Origin of the sequence: Streptomyces lydicamycinicus (assembly GCF_000829715.2) — a bacterium.
Lineage (GTDB): Bacteria > Actinomycetota > Actinomycetes > Streptomycetales > Streptomycetaceae > Streptomyces > Streptomyces lydicamycinicus.
The window spans coordinates 317,178-333,921 of record NZ_BBNO01000009.1 but is presented as its reverse complement, the minus strand read 5'-3'; the positions used below and the strand labels follow the sequence as shown (position 1 = coordinate 333,921).

General features: G+C 65.0%; 11 protein-coding genes and 1 pseudogene. 1 reads left to right on the top strand and 11 read right to left on the bottom strand.

Annotated features, from left to right (window positions below; genetic code table 11):
- Positions 1 to 2,985, top strand: coding sequence for an RNaseH domain-containing protein (locus TU31_RS30825; RefSeq protein ID WP_042160633.1), 2,985 nt, complete (start codon positions 1 to 3; stop codon positions 2,983 to 2,985).
- Between the two features lie 284 nt (positions 2,986 to 3,269).
- Here TU31_RS30825 and TU31_RS30820 read toward each other — a convergent pair whose 3' ends face one another.
- The 11 genes and pseudogenes from TU31_RS30820 to TU31_RS30770 form a co-directional block, all read right to left on the bottom strand.
- Positions 3,270 to 3,683: an NUDIX hydrolase gene (locus TU31_RS30820; RefSeq protein WP_042160631.1), complete on the bottom strand. Its 414-nt coding sequence runs from the start codon at positions 3,681 to 3,683 to the stop codon at positions 3,270 to 3,272.
- A pseudogene (locus TU31_RS30815) lies at positions 3,680 to 4,251 on the bottom strand (NUDIX hydrolase); the annotation flags it as partial. The gene TU31_RS30820 and the pseudogene TU31_RS30815, both read right to left, overlap by 4 nt.
- A 111-nt stretch (positions 4,252 to 4,362) precedes the next feature.
- Entirely contained in the window at positions 4,363 to 7,437 is a 3,075-nt protein-coding gene (locus TU31_RS30810; protein ID WP_042160630.1) for a type I restriction endonuclease subunit R, read from the bottom strand.
- Between the two features lies 1 nt (position 7,438).
- Positions 7,439 to 8,644: a restriction endonuclease subunit S gene (locus TU31_RS30805; RefSeq protein WP_042160627.1), complete on the bottom strand. Its 1,206-nt coding sequence runs from the start codon at positions 8,642 to 8,644 to the stop codon at positions 7,439 to 7,441.
- Positions 8,637 to 10,148 carry a type I restriction-modification system subunit M gene (locus TU31_RS30800; protein WP_052719118.1) on the bottom strand — a complete coding sequence of 504 codons (1,512 nt, stop codon included), beginning with the start codon at positions 10,146 to 10,148 and terminating at the stop codon, positions 8,637 to 8,639. The genes TU31_RS30805 and TU31_RS30800 overlap by 8 nt, the downstream gene beginning before the upstream one ends.
- Positions 10,149 to 10,833: 685 nt before the next feature.
- On the bottom strand, positions 10,834 to 11,562 hold the full coding sequence (locus TU31_RS30795; RefSeq protein WP_052719122.1) for an immunity 49 family protein: 729 nt from the start codon (positions 11,560 to 11,562) through the stop codon (positions 10,834 to 10,836).
- Positions 11,563 to 11,708: 146 nt separating this feature from the next.
- A complete protein-coding gene (locus tag TU31_RS30790; protein ID WP_245698902.1) occupies positions 11,709 to 12,560 on the bottom strand; it encodes an immunity 49 family protein in 852 nt (283 codons plus the stop codon).
- Between the two features lie 11 nt (positions 12,561 to 12,571).
- Positions 12,572 to 15,388: a hypothetical protein gene (locus TU31_RS30785; RefSeq protein ID WP_042160622.1), complete on the bottom strand. Its 2,817-nt coding sequence runs from the start codon at positions 15,386 to 15,388 to the stop codon at positions 12,572 to 12,574.
- The gene (locus TU31_RS30780) at positions 15,385 to 15,840 is read right to left on the bottom strand and encodes a DUF6507 family protein (protein ID WP_042160620.1); all 456 of its coding nucleotides are present in this window, start codon (positions 15,838 to 15,840) and stop codon (positions 15,385 to 15,387) included. The genes TU31_RS30785 and TU31_RS30780 overlap by 4 nt, the downstream gene beginning before the upstream one ends.
- Positions 15,841 to 15,966: 126 nt before the next feature.
- Positions 15,967 to 16,278 carry a pore-forming ESAT-6 family protein gene (locus TU31_RS30775; RefSeq protein WP_042160618.1) on the bottom strand — a complete coding sequence of 104 codons (312 nt, stop codon included), beginning with the start codon at positions 16,276 to 16,278 and terminating at the stop codon, positions 15,967 to 15,969.
- Between the two features lie 48 nt (positions 16,279 to 16,326).
- Positions 16,327 to 16,659, bottom strand: a complete 333-nt coding sequence (locus TU31_RS30770) for a hypothetical protein (RefSeq protein WP_042160716.1) — start codon at positions 16,657 to 16,659, stop codon at positions 16,327 to 16,329.
- Positions 16,660 to 16,744: the final 85 nt, after the last annotated feature.

Genomic DNA, 16,744 nt, shown 5'->3' with positions numbered 1-16,744 from the left:
ATGGGGCGTCGCAGCACGCAGCGGGATCTCACCGCACACACCACATCGATCAAGTGCACCCCACAGCTCCTGGACGGCATGACCGCCCTGGTCTGGGACTTCGGTGACTACCACTCGCCGACGCGCAGAGCCTGGCGCGACCTGGGCAGCACGGCCACCCGCAACAGCAAGCGGATCGCAGGCGTACAGGACTCCGACCCCTTCCTGATTCCGTACTCCATCGCGGTCACCGTTCTCCAGCAGATCACCGACGGGTACGTGTACCTGGACAGAAACCTGGCGTTCATGGTGACGCTCAGCCCCGTGAAACCCGGCGTCCTCAAGAACGTCTTCACCTACCTGGAAGGGATCGTCCGCAAGATCCCTCTCGACGAGATCCCGTTCATCGACGAGCCCGCCCTGGCGACACTGGTGGCCGGTGCCACGCCGCAGTCACTCAGCCTCGCCGAGAACATCCTCGCCCAGCAGGACGGCAGGCCAGCCAGCCCTGACAGCTGGGCCTATCAGGCGGTGAAGTGGCATATCGCGAAGAAGCTGGCCGCCAAACCGCTCTTGGACACGGAAGTAGAACCGATCCGTGAGCCGTACGAGACGAAGGACGGCGTGACGAAGGAACGCATCGTCGACTGGCAGCCGTCCACCAACACCGCGGCCGTGTACTACCGACCCGACAGCGACGGCGACCTGATCGCATGGGACCACCCCATCGGCCCGCTGTTCGCCTCCCTGGCCCACCCCGTCAACCTCAGCGAAGCGGCCACCGCCCGTCCCAAGGACCCCACGCGGGCGCAAGTTCAGTACGCCATGTCCCGAGTCTCGGTGAAGATGGCTACCTACACCGCCGAGCCCAACCCTGTCCTGAACCTGAACGCACACATCCGCCGCGTCAACAACACCGTGGTCCACGCGCGCACTGCCTTGCTCGATCAAGGGACCCAGCGGCCCCTGCTGTCCCTCGCTCTGGACGGCTGGGGCCTGCGCCAGGCGAACAAGCACGCGCTGGAGATCCTGGCGAAACTCGACGCCGACCGGACAGCGCTCACGGCGTTGGAGCAACGCGTTGCCGACGAACGCCATCGCCTGAACCTCAGGGACGAAAACGGCAAGAGGATCGACATCCTCACACCCGCGCCCGGCACCATCCGGCCGACCATGCCCAAAACGGACTCCTTCGCCGTCGGTACCGGCGCCGGCATCTACCAGCTCTCTCTTCTCCAGGACCAGATCCGGCGCGCCTTCGGCGATGCCGTCTCTCTGCTCGAACTGAAGTCGAAGGGGAACGTCTTCGCCAAGCGGCCCCATGAACCCGGCACCTCGACGCAGGAGAAGGAGAAGAAGAAGCGAAAGAGCGACGGGGATTACATCGACCTCATCGGCAATCCCTCGCCCGACAGCATCCGGCGCTCCGTCGAAGCAGCCGACTACACCAAACTCCGCATCCTGTGTCTCTGGTACCGGGACGAGACCCTCACGCGCATGATCCATGGTCTCGCCCACCCCTACGGCCTCGATCCGGAACACATTGACCCCGACCCCAACGGAAAGGACGCCACGCCTCTCGCGGACGGCATCGAGGCAGTCTTCTGCAACGCCGAGACTCTGCTGAAACACGGCCCTGGAAAGGAGAGGGCCTCGGACGCCGAGGCCCTCGTCAGCCAGTTCGCGGAACCGGGCGTGCTTCTCGCGGCCTGGTGCGAGACGGAGCTCCCCGTCCGCGGGGAAGAGCACGAAGGCATGAAGCCCGCCGAGGTGAAGTCCGCCCTCGCCGAGAATGACGCCAAACACCAGGTAGTACGGGAGCTCGCAAAGGCCGCAGTGCCGTCTCAGTTCTTGGTCGGCCGCACCTACGACCCGTTCACCAAGACGTTCAGCACCATCAAGAAGCCCGCTGCGGCGTTCGAAGACCACCGCGTCTACATGGGCCAGTTGGACTTGTACCGATCGTGCGGCGTGATCGACGACCGGTTCGAGCGTGCTCTCTACCCTGAAGACGACCCCTATCCGTTGCCCCGCATGGCCTTTGTGGGCATCCATATCCGCAAGCAGGCCACCGATCGCAAGTACAAGGGACAGCCCAAGAGGATCATCACCGCCACCGCGGTGATCCCGTCCCGCAAGGCCGACGAGACCTGGCGCATGCTCGGTTGGAGCAACATCCACCCGCAGTGGGAGCACTACGCGCGGGCGCAGAGCAATTTCCACGCCTCCAACTACCCTCTGCACACGCAGGACGGCCAAGGTGAAATGCAGCGTTGGGCACAGGCCGGCGAGGACGTCCGTGCCGCCCTCCAAGACCTCAGCGACGAGCTCGATGGGCTCCCGTACGCCCTGATGATCGACGGCCACGCCAGCCGCCGCGTGTGGCCGGGCCTGCACAACAACAAGCAGGGCCTCAGCCCTGACCCGGGCGACCCCCGCCTGTGGCTTCCAGGAAGCGGCCTGCCCGCCTCCTGGAAGCCCGTCAGCATCATCCGCATGAATTGCGCGCAGGCCGAGATGCCACGACTCGTCTCCGTCATTGAGAAGCTGAAGAACGGCACCACCAAGCCGCTCAAGACCTCCAGCGACCTCTACTACCCGGAAGACCGTCCCGAGGGGCATCCGTGGTTCCTGTTCACCGAGCCCCGCAACTACGGCAAGAAGCGCCACGGACAGTGGAAGACCCGCTGGCGCGCCGACCCGGGCAAGGCGTCAAAGAATGCTGACGAGCGCAAGGAGAACGAACTCAACTCTCCCTGGTACAGCATGACCACTCGCGAAATTACTCCGATGTACACGCGCGACGGGTACGAGCGCGAGGCCCTCGCCGTCGCCGCAGCCCGACTCAGCCACCAGGCGCTCTCGTGGTCCGATCGAACCCGTTATCCCGCGCCACTTCACGCCGCACTCCAAATGGACCTCGGCCACCCGCAGTTCCGCCGCTCCGAACCCAAGGACGCAGAGAGCCTCGAGATCCTCAGGGAAGCACGCGGAGGCGACGCGTAGGCTGCCGTCCTCCCAGCCGTTGAGGGCACGATCACGGACGATCGCGCCGAGATGAGAAGTGGGGCCAGCGGCCGGGAGGTATCCCGGCCGCTGGCCCCACTTCGAGTCCGCCGACAGCGGGAGTCAAACTGCACGCTGCACCTTGCCGAGGGCCCCCTTCAGTTGCGTATCGACAAGGCTGGGGGCTCCCGAGACGACGACCAAGACGTCACCGACACGGATGCCGTCTGCTTGATGACACTGCGCTGCCCACCGGACGAGACGCCGAAGAGCTCTGGGGCGACTCAGGACGGCATGGCACCGTTGAGGTACTCCTGCACCGGCTCGAACAGTCCGTAGGGCACGTACTCCGGGATGTCACCGTGGGCGACCCAAGCAAGTTCGGCCAGCTCTTCGGTGTCCGCTACATGAGCTGTGCCGCCCAGCATCTGGCAGGCGGTGTACGACATCAGGCGGCCCGTCTTCGGGTGGACGCGCTCGCCGAGCAGCTTGACCGCCATCACGGTCAGCCCTGTCTCCTCCTGGGTCTCCCGTACGGCAGCGTCCTCGCGTTCCTCGCCGGGCTCGACCTCTCCGGCCGGAAACTGCCAGGACAGCTGTCCCTCGCTCACCCGGCGGCGGACCATGAGCACACAGCCCTCGTGAACGACGATGGCGGCGGCGATACCCGACCGCTCGTCCGTGTTCTGCTGCGTCACGTCTGCTCCTCCAGGACGGCCAGGACGGGTGGGAAGATCGTATGGACGGAGATGAAGCGGGGCACCGCGTTTCTGAGGACCCACATCACGTCGGTGTTCTCGGCCGCGTCGCTGTTGGTGGCCTCGCCGGCCAGGTACTCACAGAGGAAGTACTCGCACAGCACGCCGGTCGCAGGGTGCAGGCGGTTCCCGAGGTGCTTCCGTAACGCGCAGTGGACCCTAGTCTCGTCCAACGTCTCGCGCACCGTGGTGGTCTCTGCCTTCCCTCCTGGCTTGATGCCCCCCGCCGGGAACTGCCAAGTGATCCCTGCGGCGTCGCTGTCCCTTCGGCAGACCAGGAGGAGGTCGCTGTCGTGGATGACCACCGTGATGGCCACGCGCGGTGCCTGTGCGCCGGGCGGGACCGGGTCTGCTGGCGCCCGCTCTTTCGCCAGCAGGAGCGCGAAGCGGGCGGGTCCTGCTCGTGAGCCGTGTCGAGAAGTTGCTGCATCTCCCCGCGAGGCATGACAGACGAGTCGGCGTGCCAGGTCGCTACCGTCCTGACAGCGATGCCCAGGTGAGCGGCGAAGTGGGGGACTGCTGCAGGGTTGGGTGACACCTGACCTGGCTCGCTGAGAGGCGGACTGGAAGGATGTCGCAATGCCCAAACCGTATCTAAGGGAGTTCCGCGAGACGTCGTTCAGTAGTTCTCCCGCACGTACTCGTACGTTCGGTCGAACAGCTCGCCCTTGATCGGCAAGCTGTACTCCTTCAAGACGGATCGCAGTTCGCGGCGGACGCGTTTGTCGCCCGCGTCGCTCGCGCTCCAACCGGCATAGGCGACCTCGACGACGATCGAGTCGATCCGGGAGGCTATGTCAGGGACGATCTTGTGCAGCCCGGGCGGTGTGTTCTCTGCGACGATCTGAGTGAGCGCCCCACGCTTCGGGTCGGCCAGCCGGTCTAGGGCTCCCTGGTCGCCCTGTTCCGCTGCCCGGTCCGCAGCGACCACGTCTTGAGCGATCTTCAGCGCTTCCTCGAGGAACGCCAGCGAGTCCTCGACGTTCTCGATCGCCTTGGCGCGGAGCTTCTCGATCCGCTCCGCCAGCGACCGGTACGCCGGGCTCTCGGTATCGGCGAGCCGACGCCTGAGGCGTGCCTCGATGGAGTCGAGGACCTCCTGGTACACGTCATCGGCTTTCGACTCCGGCGTCTGCTGCTCGGAGAGCTTGAGCTGCTCGGCGATCTTCTTCACCAGCGCCAGGCCGGCAGCATCGAGCGTGACTGTCTTCGATGGCATCGACTTCACGCCCACATCGGTCATGTGACCGTGAATCAGGTCAGTGGTCTTCGCACCGAGTCGTGCCCATAGGAACGTCTTGGAGACGTCCTTGGGCCGGATCGACTCGTACACCTTCGCGAGCCAGAAGTACTGCCCCCTGAATGGCCGGAGCATCGGGTGCGGGTCGAGGAACTCCCACACCGTCTGCAGCGCGATGTAGGTCTCGATGAACTCGGTGCGCTGCGCGCCGCCCTCGGGGATCCGCTCGTGGGCCTCGGCGAGCGACTCGAACGACGAGTCACTGGTGTCGATGCCGTCGAACAGATGGAGCAGACGCGTGAGGTCGGTGACGAACTTCCCCGCCAGCTTGGAGGCGTCGGTGACGTTGAGCTCGCCTTCTTCGTCGTCCTTCACCTTCGGGCCGGCGACTGCCTTGCCGATGGCCCTCGCGAGCCCGATGTAGTCGACGACCCGCCCGAAGTCCTTGCGCTGACCGGTGACAGGGTTCTTCCACGGACGGTTGGGCCGCGTGATCGTCTGGAACAGGTTCGTGTCCTTGGCGGGCTTGTCGAGATACAGCACGCCCTCGATGGGCGCGTTGAAGCCGGTCATCCACTTCGCGGTGACGACGATGAACGACATCGGATCATCGACCTTCTTGAAGCGGCGCTTAAGCGCCTCCTCCTGCTCCGGAGTGAGCAGGTGCTTCTTGTGCTCCTTGGGGGTCTCCTTGCTGTCGGCGACGTGCATCACCACACCGACCTCACGGAGTCGTCCGTCCGGCATGACTGCAGCACGGCGTTCCAGCTCGGCCTTGATGGCCCTGGTGTACGCGATCACAAGGGCCTGGTTGTAGGCCACGACCTGAGCCTTCTGCCCCAGAGGCGCAACATAGGTAAGGAAGTGGTCGACGATGTCGGCACATACAGCAGCCACGCGCTCGGGGTTGGAGAGGATCGTCTCGATGTGAGAAGCCTTCCCCGACAGGAAGACCTTCTCCTCCTCGTCCAGGCCCTCCTCCGTGGCCAACTCATCGAAAGCCTGGTCCAAGGCTTCCTTGTCGAGGTTGAACCCGACAGACCGGCCCTCCACGATCACTGGCTTGGTGAACCCATCGGCGATGGATTGCTCCGGCGTATACCGCGACATCACAAAGTCCGGGTCGTCAGGGTCGCCGAACAGCTTGAACGTCGAACGGTCCTTGTCCTTGACCGCAGTACCCGTCGCACCGAAGAACTTCGCGTTCGGCACCGCCGCGCGCCACGCATCGCCGAACTTCCCCTCCTGCGAGCGGTGCGCCTCGTCAACCAGGACCACGATGTTCGACCGGTTGTTCAGATGGCCGGCCTCAGCAAACTTGTGCACCGTCGTGATGACCACCCCCGGCTCACCGCTACGCAGCAGAGCGTGCAGCTCCCGCCGGTTTCGGGGCACCGACATCCGCGGCATGCCTGCAGTCTCGAACATCTCCGCCGTCTGCCGGACCAGATCCTTACGGTCGGCGATCACGATGACCGTCGGCGCGCTCCCGAACTTCCCCGTCACCGCGTCATCGCGCAGCAAACGGGCGGCGGCGAACGCCATGAGTTCGGTCTTGCCCGACCCCTGGTGATGCCAGATCAGGCCGCCAGGACGGCCTGCGAGCACCTTGGCGTGGATCGCCAGAGCCGCCTCGAACTGCGGATAACGAGGCAAGAACTTGACGTCGACCTCGGCGGCGTCCCGAGCGTGACGGAACATCGCAAGGTCCTTGAGGATCGGCAGGATCGTCTCCGGCCGCAGCAGCAAGCGCGCGGCCCGCTCGACTCGAGCCGGGCCCGTGACGGTCTTTGGGTCGTCCTCAGTGGACCCCCACGGGGCCCAGATCTCGGAGTCGGGGTCCGGGACCGCACGGATCGGAGCCATGCGGAACTCCAGGCCCTCGGTGGCGACGTTGAAGACGTTCGTCGCGAAGAAGTTCGGGTACTCCTCCTCGTACACGTCGTAAAGGTCCTTCGCGGCGTTGACCCAAGAGACCTGATGCTTCACAGGCGTCTTGGTCTCGGCAACGACCAGCGGGAACCCGTTGACGTAGTAGACGACGTCGAACCGGCGCGCTTTGGTCGCACCGTTGACGGTGACCTCGTCAGCGACAGTGAAGCGGTTGTTGTAGAGGTCTTTGAAGTCGACCAGCCGACGAGGCACATGCCTACCGTCGATCGTCGTGAATGAGTGGTCGCCACGAAGCATCACGGTCAGCCGCTCGTTGGCTGCAACGAGACCGTTGTGCGCATCGAGGACAGCCTGATTGAGCTCATGCAGAACGAGGTCCGCCGACTCGGGGTCGTCGACCAGCTCCGGGTTCAGCTCGAGCAAGGCTTCGCGTGCCCACTCCTCGACGATGACGTCATGCTCATCGCGCGGTAATCCTTCCCCTTGGAGACGCTCCCAGCCGGCCTCCTCCGCCCACTCGAGCAGTGAACGCTGGATCGTGCTCGCTTCTGTCCACCCCATGTCAGGACACCTCCTCGAGTAGAGCGTCGTACGCCTCTGGGATCTCGATTTCCTGGTTCAGGAGGGAGGCCATCAGCGCCGAACGGAAGGCACGGAGATTGGCGAGCTCCAGATCCAGATCTGCCACTGTGAACGCGACAGCATCACAGTGCTGAACGTACTTGGCTTGCTCCTCAAGCGACGGGATCGGCAGACGCAAAGAACCCAGCAGGGCCTTATTGATCTTCCTCATTGATGCGGTCCCGCGCGCTGATGCTGTGATAGTCGAGCGCACTGACGGGGAGCACAATAGATGTGCCAGAAACGTCGACTGGCAGACCTCGGGCTTTGTTTGAATTCGCCAGATAAGGTCAGGCAGGTAGGTTTGGGGTGCTACGTTTCGCGCGATGGCAGCATAGCCGACGCGATCGAATGAACCGCTGGCTCTTGTGATAAGGAGGTCACCTTCTGTCACTAGATGCGCATTGGTGTATCCCGTCAGATCAACAAGCCGCTTTGCTTCGGAGGCCACGAAAGAGCCAAGTTGGATTGCGCTCAGTTTCAGGACGGCTGACTCTCCGGTTCGCGGCTTTTCATCCGAAGCCTGAACACTCTTTCCGCCTTGGATCCTGGAAACAATGCTGCGTAGCTCGTGTTCGGTACCTTCGGGATGCGCGTTGCGAACGAGTGCCAGCAACGAGGTCGCCTTTTGCTTCTCGGCAGCCAACGCGTCAATTTGTACGTCCACCGATGCCATAACGTCGACGATGCGGCATTGCTCCGACAAGGATGGGAGAGCGACTTCAATTGTCAAGAAGTCAGCGGGCTTGACCCGTTCACGCCTGCCGCCCATACCGGTCGACAACGCCTGCAGTTGCTCCCACAGTCGTTTTGTGGTCGTGAGGAGTGAGAAGTATTCGGGAAGCATTCGTTCGCCACACGTGAACGTGGGAAACTCTTGCGACGCGTAGACCTCGCCCACATCGTTCGGAGCGACGGTGATCGCTCCTTCGAACGCCTTCAAGCGGCTGTAGACGATCTGGTTCGGCCGGATGCGATTCAGCGTCTTGTACGAGGTCTCATGGCCAGCAATCGGTTCCCGGAGCAACAGACCTCGACCGCGGTTCAAGACGCCGACGATGTCGTAGGAGGCCGTCGCCGTGATCGGGACCGTGTCGACGTCCAGCGCGATGACCTCGTCGAGCCGGACCCGCTCCCACTCACTCACTGGACACCCCGAACACGCTCAGGTCGACGCCTGCCGCTGCGAGCCGCTCGAACATGCCAGTCTCGGTGTCAACGCGCTGCTGCCGGGCGTCGGCATACGCCACGAGCGCAGTGCCCAGATCGGCGGTCTCTTCTGCAGCGACCTTGATGTAGCGGCCGATGTTCAGGTCGAAGCCGTTCTGCTCGATCTCCTCGAGCGGCACTAGCCGGACGTTCGCACCGCCCTCACCCGCTGAGTCGCTACCCGTCTGGTACGCCTCGATGACGGCTCTGACGTCATCCTCGGACATCAGGTTCTGCTTCTTGCCTTTGATGAACCGCGCCGAGCTGTCAATGAAGAGCACGTGATCCTTGCGCTCAGCTGACTTCTGGTCGCGGAAGATCAACAGGCATGCTGGGATTTCGGTCGAGTAAAAGAGCTTGGGCGGCAGCCCGACGACGGCTTCCAGGACGTCCTTCTCGATGAGGCCCTGGCGGATTTTCGCCTCCGCGCCTCCGCGGAACAGCACGCCGTGGGGCATCACCACGCCGACGCGGCCGGATCCAGGCTTCATGGACGAGACCATGTGCTGGACGAAGGCGTAGTCGCCGCTCTTCGCCGGCGGAACGCCGCAGATGGCTCGCGGGTCCGAGGACCAGCGGTCCGCTCCCCAATCCGCCAGCGAGAAGGGCGGGTTGGCGATCACGACGTCGAACTGGCGGACGGCACCGCTGGGTGCCTTGAACGCCGGAGCGCGGAGGGTGTCTCCACGCTTGATGTCGAAGTCCTCGATCTCGTGCAGGAACAGGTTCATCCGGGCGATCGAGGCCGTCGTCAGGTTGATCTCCTGGCCGTATGCCCTGAGCGTGCGGTGATCCTTGCCGGACTCGCGTAGCTGGTTGATCGTCGCCACAAGCATCCCGCCGGAGCCGCAGGACGGGTCGTAGACGGATTCGCCCGGCTCCGGCTGGAGGATCCCGACGAGCAGGTTCACGACCTCGCGGGGGGTGAAGAACTCGCCGGCCTTTTTGCCCGACTCGTCGGCGAAGTTCTTCAGCAAGTACTCGTAGCCCGCGCCGAGCAGGTCGTGCGAGACCGTCGACGGATCGAGCCTGATCTTGTTGAACGCTCGGATGAGCCCCAGCAGTGCCGACTCCGGGATGCGCTCCTGGTTGCCCCACGAGGCGTCGCCGAAGACGCCGGCGAGCGAGCGGGGGTTGGCCATTTCGATTCGCTGGAAGGTCTTCGCGATCTCCGCACCGAGGTTGGTGACCCTCTCGGTGACCTCGCTCCATAGCGTGCCTTCGGGCAGCTCGAACCTGTGAAAGTCGGCCTCGATCTCGTCGTCGAGGTCGTCGCCGTACGTATCGAACGCCGCGTCGTGCTCGTGAACCCAGGTGTCGCTGATCCACTTCCAGAACAGCATCGGGAAGACGTAGGTCTTGAAGTCAGCGGGGTCGACGGGGCCGCGGAGCGCGTTCGCGGCGTCCCACAGCCGGGATTCGAGCTCGTGCTGGGTGATCATCACAGAGATGAGGTCCTTCGTTGAAGACGGTGCCCCGATTATGGAGGAGGGCACTGACATTTCGGGAGTCCGGTACGGCTGGCAGCAGCGATCTGGTGACGGTGACCAGCACCCATGCTCCGAACCGAGCGTGATCGCGGACACATTGAGACTTCATCTCTGCGTCCGAGTCACAGCGTATGAGACGGGCCATCTCCTCGGAGCTGAACATAAAGGGCTCAGGAAGGAGGCCGAGGAGCCGCAGGGTGGCCTATCTGGTGAGCTTGGGCAGGCCCTCAGCGGGCTGGCACTGCGTGAGCGATGTTGAGCGGACGGGTTGGCGCCCTGGTGGACCAGGCGCCATGGCGGTCACAGATACAGGCTTCTTATCAGCGAAAATAGGATTCCGTTGCACGGTCCCGCACAGTCCAGGATGATCTTCCACCCCCTCGTAATGCGTAGGTCTCGGGTTCGAATCCCGAAGACGGCTGTGTGTGCAAGGTTAGCGGGAGGGCCAAGAGCCAGGAGCACCCTTGGTGCCGGCCCGTATGAGGTCGTTGCCGCAGCCCGGAAGGCGTGTTCCTCCCTCGGCTCGGTACCGAGGCGCTCAGGGGGGAGAGCCGGGCACCGGCATTTAGAGGACGGGCTGTGCGACGCCCTCAGGGAGGAACCGGACATGCTGGGTAATCCGGCAGGGTAGGCGGTGTTAGGCGTCGAACTCGCCGCGCCAGGCGAAGTCGAGGAGGGCCTCGGGGAGGTAGTCGGTCTCGACCTCGATCGGGAGGCCGTTGGCCTTGGCCAGGCAGGCGATCGCCAGCGGGGCGAGGGCCACGACGCTCAGGATGTTGTGGGTGCGGTCCTCGTCTGCGGTCCAGTACTCCTTGTGCCAGCGGACGGCGTCGGCCAGGGCGCCGTTGAAGCCGGCGACGTCGTTGCGCAGGTAGCGGTAGAGCATCATGATCGGCGGGTACCGCAGATTGCCCATCTCCTCCGCGTCGACGACGCGGGCCTGCTCGGGAGCGCTCAGGTCCACGGCGCGCACCAGGTGCGTGCGCAGGTCGTCCCGGTGGAGCCAGAAGCTCTGGAGGGTCTCCACCCAGGCGTAGGTGTACTCGTCCAGTGCGCCGCCGAAGTCGCGCAGCAGGTACACCGGGATCCGGGCCAGCATGTCGAGGCGGGCCGCTTCACGGCAGACGACCGCGAGGTAGAAGGCGTCGAGCCAGGTGTCCGCGTTGAGGTAGATCTGCGGCCCGGTGGTGGCGAGGTGGCGCTCCTCCTGGCGGATCTTGCAGGTCGCTGCCTCCCGGTCGGGATCGGCGGCGGCGAAGACGGCCGAATGCACCTGCATGGCCAGCAGCCAGGACTCCCATGTCTCCAGCATGACGGCACCGGCGTCCCCTACAGAGCGGACGAGTGCGACGTTCAGTGACTCCATGACGGCATCCGACCTGGAGCTGTGCGAGGTCTCGATCTTCTCCAGCGATTCCGACAGTGACTCCTCCATGACGGGAACCGCCGCCGCCATCGTGTCCTTCTGATAGTCCTGGCGCGGAATGCGCGTTGCCATCTGTTCCAGGTGTCTCACGTGGGGAACTCGCCGCACCAGTTGCGCTTGATGAGGACGGTGGGCAGATATTCGGACTCGACCTCGATGGGGATGCCCGCGTCGTGGGCGATGCAGGCCATGGCGAGAGGGGCGAGGGCGACGAGGCCCGAGATCTGGAAGGCTCGCTCCTCCTCGCTCCAGTACTCCTTGTGCCACTGGAGGGCGTTGGCCAGCGCCCGGTTGAATCCGTCCCGGTCCTTGCGGACGAAGCGGTGGAACATCTCCATCGGGGGGTACAGCAGCTTGCCCACCGTCTCAGGGTCGTCGACGGCTTCAGGGGCGGTGGCGTCGACCGCAGTCACCAACTTCGGGACGAGGTCCTGGCCTCCGATCCAATAGGTCTGGAGAGTGTCGATCCAGGCGTAGTCGTACTCCCCGAAGCGCGAGCCGTTCTCTCGCAGCACGGACAGGGGCACCCGGCACAGGGATGTAATCCTGTCCTTCTCTCTGCACACCACCGCCAGGTAGAAGGCACTGAGCCAGGATCCCGGATGCACGTACCACTCCGGGCCGGTGGCCTGGAGCGTGCGGTCCTTGTGCGCGATGCGGCACTGCACGTGCTCTTCGGTCGTGGTTGCGGCGGCGAACAGGGCGGAGCCGACCTGCATCGCATTTACCCAGGCGTCCCACGTGGGGAAGATCGCGGCCCGCGGGTCCATCAGGCAGTGTGCCTCGGCCAGGGTGAGCGTGGTGCCCAGGGCATCGCCCAGATCGGCGGTGCCTGCTTCCAGACCGTCGATCAGTTCCTGCGCGTTCTCCTGGAGCACAGCGAGGCCGTCTTCCGCGTTCCCTGTGGGAAAGGGGTGGCGGGGGATGCTCGAGACCAACGCGTTTCTCCTTAGAAGATTTTGAAGTGCTTGAGCTCAGCACCAGCATACTTACCGGTGTTCTCGGTGGCCTGGACGAGAACGTATCGCAGGCTCTTGTTCTTGATGGCCTCTCTGATTTCCCTGGCGTACTGGGCGTCTTTCGGCGACAGAAGGGCGCGCTGCTCCATATCGGCACAGATTGTGCGGACATACTCGATGGTTCCCTGCTTCACCATGGTGCCCCGGTCGAGCGCACCGTTGCCCCGGCGCCAGTCCAGTCGCGCGTTCGGTCCCTTCGCCTCGACGATGATGAGGCTGCCGTCCTTGTCACGCCAGAGCTGGTCGAACCTCTTCGAACCGTTGGGCGTCTCGGGAAGGTCGGTGATCTCGCGAGCTCCTGCGAACTCCTTCTGCAGGAGCATGTGTCGGCGTGCGGCCTCCTCGCCGAGTGCCTCACCGAGCTTGGTGTTGTTGGAGACGCCCTCGCCGACCGTCTTGTCGAAGTGTTCCTGCGCGTCGGCGAGAGCCTGCGCGGTCTCATCGGTCGGGTTGTTCTCGTAGGCCCTTTCGGCATTGGTCAGGTCCATGCCTGCTACGCGCTTGGCTGAAACGTCGTCGAGGTGGTCGAGGTGGCCTTGCGGGCTGACTGTGTCCCGGCCCCGTACGAGGTCGTCGAGGTGGAACTTCTCCGGGTCCGCGGAAGGCAGTTCGTCGGCGGCCATCCAGCTGCCGTCCGGCTTCTCCACGAGTTTCGGCAGCAGCTGGCCGTCGACCATTTCCTCGGCACTGTTGCGATAGCCGGACCCCCACTTGTCGTAGTGCTCCGCGCGCCAGGCTGGATCCTCGTTGGACAGACGCACATGCTCACGGGTGATGGCCGCCCGCTCTGCGGGCGTCCGCTCCTTGGCCGGCTTCTCACGGGCAGCCTCGTACTCCGCGTGATGGGCCGCGCGCGTCGCGTCATCCACGCGGCTTGAGTGGGCTGCGTCCGTTGAAGGGGTATCCGGGTGGCCACCGCCGGGGACACCGTTGTCCGCGGAGGAGCCGTCCGGCATGGCGTTGTGGGTCGTGGAGCCGCCCGGCACGTCGCGACCGCCGCCCGTGGGCGGGGTGTCCGTGTGGCTGGCACCGCCCGCGGGATTGTTGTCGCCTGTGCGGCCGGTGCCGCCTGTCCCGTTGTCCAGGTTGTTCGTGGGCATGTGGTTGCCCGCGTTGCCTCCCGGAGTGCCGTGGTCGCTGGCGCGGCCCGTGGGGGTGTTGTCGCCCGACCGGGTGCTGCCGGGGCCTGTGTTGTCGCCGGTGCGGGCCGGGTTTGAGACATCCGAGCCGACGCGTATGGTGTCGTCGCCCCGTCCGCCGACGCCGGCCGGGACCCGCTGTTCCTGGTGGGCCGGGGTCTCGATTCGTGGGTTGTCCGTACCCGTGGCGGGTTGGGCGGGGTTGCCCTGGGGGGCGTCCTTGGAGTCTTGGAGGAGGCTGCCGTCGTCTTTGCTGTAGAGGTGGCCGGCGGCGTCCGTGTAGTTGCCGTTGAAGGGGTCCTTCACCGTGTGCGGCGGGAGGGTGACCGTGTCTTCGGGCAGCTCAATTCTGCCGCCCGGGAGTTTGGTCGCCCCTTCCGGAATGGCGGCGTCCTTTGGCAGTTGGATCGTGCCGTCCGGCATTTCGACGGCGCCTTCGGGCAGGCTGTAGGCGCCCTCGGAGATCTTCGGGGTCTGGACGTGGCCGAGGCCCTTGAGGTGGGTCATCAGGTCGCCGACCTTTGACAGGCCCGCGCCTGCGCCCTTGATGACGTAGGTCATCGGGTCGACGGCGCTGCCCACCTTGCTGACGACGGTCAGGCCCTTGGCCAGGGCGCCCGCCTTGCCCGCGCCAGACACGGCGGCGCCGCCACCGCGGGTGAAGACGGCGGTCACGATGTTGAAGGTGACTGCGCCGGCGGCCCGGGAGCCGTTCGTTTCCCATTGGTCCCAGGCCACAAGAGCCTTGCCGGTATCCAGCACCGCGGTACGCGAGTCCCGCAGCCAAGAGGGGAGCATGCTCCCCGGCGTCATCCAGTAGGCGACGTTCAGACCGGGCGTGGTGGTGATCGCCACTGCGGTGGAGAGCTTGGCCAGACCGAGCCAGGCTTGGCCGGCGGCGTCTCCGCCGTGCCCGCCGAACAGGGTGTAAATGCCGTCGATGGTGCCCCCCACGCCGTCGACGATGAAGCCCTTGCCGAAGTCCCAGAGGTGCTCTCCCACGTGCCACCAGGGAACGGATTCCTCGACCGCGTCGCCCCAGGGAAGGCTCTTGGATGCCTTGAGGGCTTCGGCGTCATAGCCGTATCCCTTCGTGTGGGAGGCATCGATCGTGTGGAGCGCCTTGCCGCCTACCAGCGCGACGATCTTGGCGTGGCAGTCGCGTTCGGCTTCCTGGAACGCGGCCCAGACCTCGGCGATCTTGTTGCGGCGATTGAGGTTCTCGTCGGTCAGGTCGCCGTCCTCGCTCCAGTCGCCTTCGGCGGCCTCGTTGTCGCGGAAATCGGCGGCTTCCTGCTTGAGCTGGTTCAGCCGGTGGATCAGTGGCCTGATCTCACGGGCGTAGGTGCCCAGAGCCCCGGCGATGACATGCATGTCGTCACTCAGGTCGTGAGCCGTATCCGCCACCGGTCTGGTGACGCCGAACAGCTGCTCCGCCTCGGGCGCCTTGTAGAAGGCGGCCAGTCCGCCGAAGGACTTGTGGACGTCCGAGCCAGCGGTTTGGACCTTGGAGCCGCCGTGGGACAGCGCCTTCGTCTTGGCTTCCAGAACGTCCAGATCACCGGTGAAGACCGGTACCTCGGCCGGGTCGACCGGTCCGCCGCTCACTTCTTCTTCCCCCCGAAGTCCTTGAGAGCGTCCAGCCGCACGGTATGGGCGGCGTTCTGGGCGTTCTTGGCCGCCTCCAGATCGCCCTGGACGTACTCATTGGTGGCTTTGGCAGCCCCCAGAACGGCGGCCTGGCAGCGATCGGCCATTGCCTTCATGCGCGGCTTGCGCTTCGTTACGTACTCGGCCAGGGCCGCGGCGACCGGCCCCGTCGCCGTCTGCGTGAACAGGGAGGTGCCCGCCGCTCCCAACGGCTTGTTCGTCGGTGCCCACGGCCCGGGCGATAGCGGCGTTCGGGCCTGCGTGCCCGGCACGGCCGTACCCGCTGCCTGAGCCGCTTCCTGGATGTCGGAGAGCAGGGTGTTGAGGGCTTTCCCCAGATCTTCGGCATGTGTGCCGACGACCTTCAACTGGCCCTGCACTCCCTGCGGCTGGATGTCCCATGACGCCATGAACGCCCCCCTGCGTACATACTTCTTGCACCGGCGCCACGACCCGCGCGACGACGGCCCCCATGGTCGGCAATCCGTCGGTGCGCTCCGACGGATTGCCTGGTCTGTCGATGTGCTGAGGCCGGCTCAGCCGATGTTGTCGACGGCGGCCTTCGCGCGTGCCAGCGTCTGGTGCGCGGTGCCGTCGTTCTTCTCCAGCGTCGTCTTCAGCAGCTGGATGATGCTCCTGACCTCCTGCGAGGCACTGTTCCAGCGCATTTCCTTGCCGTGGTACTCCTCCGCGACACCATCCGCGGCGAAGTCCGACATCGCCGCCTTCACCTGCGCATCACGCGCCGCGATCACCTGCTCCAGACGCGCTATCACCGCCTGGATGTTGCCCTGCGCCTCCGCCGATGCACCCGAGTCGTACGAACGACGGTCCATGCCAGCAGCCATCACAATCACTCCCCCTGAGATCTGAGTACCTGAGCCGCAATCAGGCTGTCAGCGGCCCGAGAAGCGGGCCGCGTCGAAGTTCGCCGCCGACATCTGCGACCGGGCGTTGTCGGCCTGCTCCTGGTCACCGGAGCCGAATGCCGTCTCCATGCCCGACTGACCGCCCACAATCGCGGCCAGCGCACTGTTCAACGCCGCCGTGATCTCGTCCGCGCGCGACTTGAACGAGTCGAACGCCACCTTGCCCGACCCGTTGAACTTGCCCTCCAACGGCTGTGCTGCTTGCACGAGTTGGTGGATCAACGTCCCCAGTTCCGTGCTCGACCCCTGCGACTTCGACCTCAGGGTCGAGAGCGTCTGTGCCCCCATGTCGAACTTCATCAGGCTCCCCCTGCCGGACTTGACGATCGTATGTACGGTCATGCCTATCAACCAGCGCGTGACCAGTGCAATTCACAATCCCGAT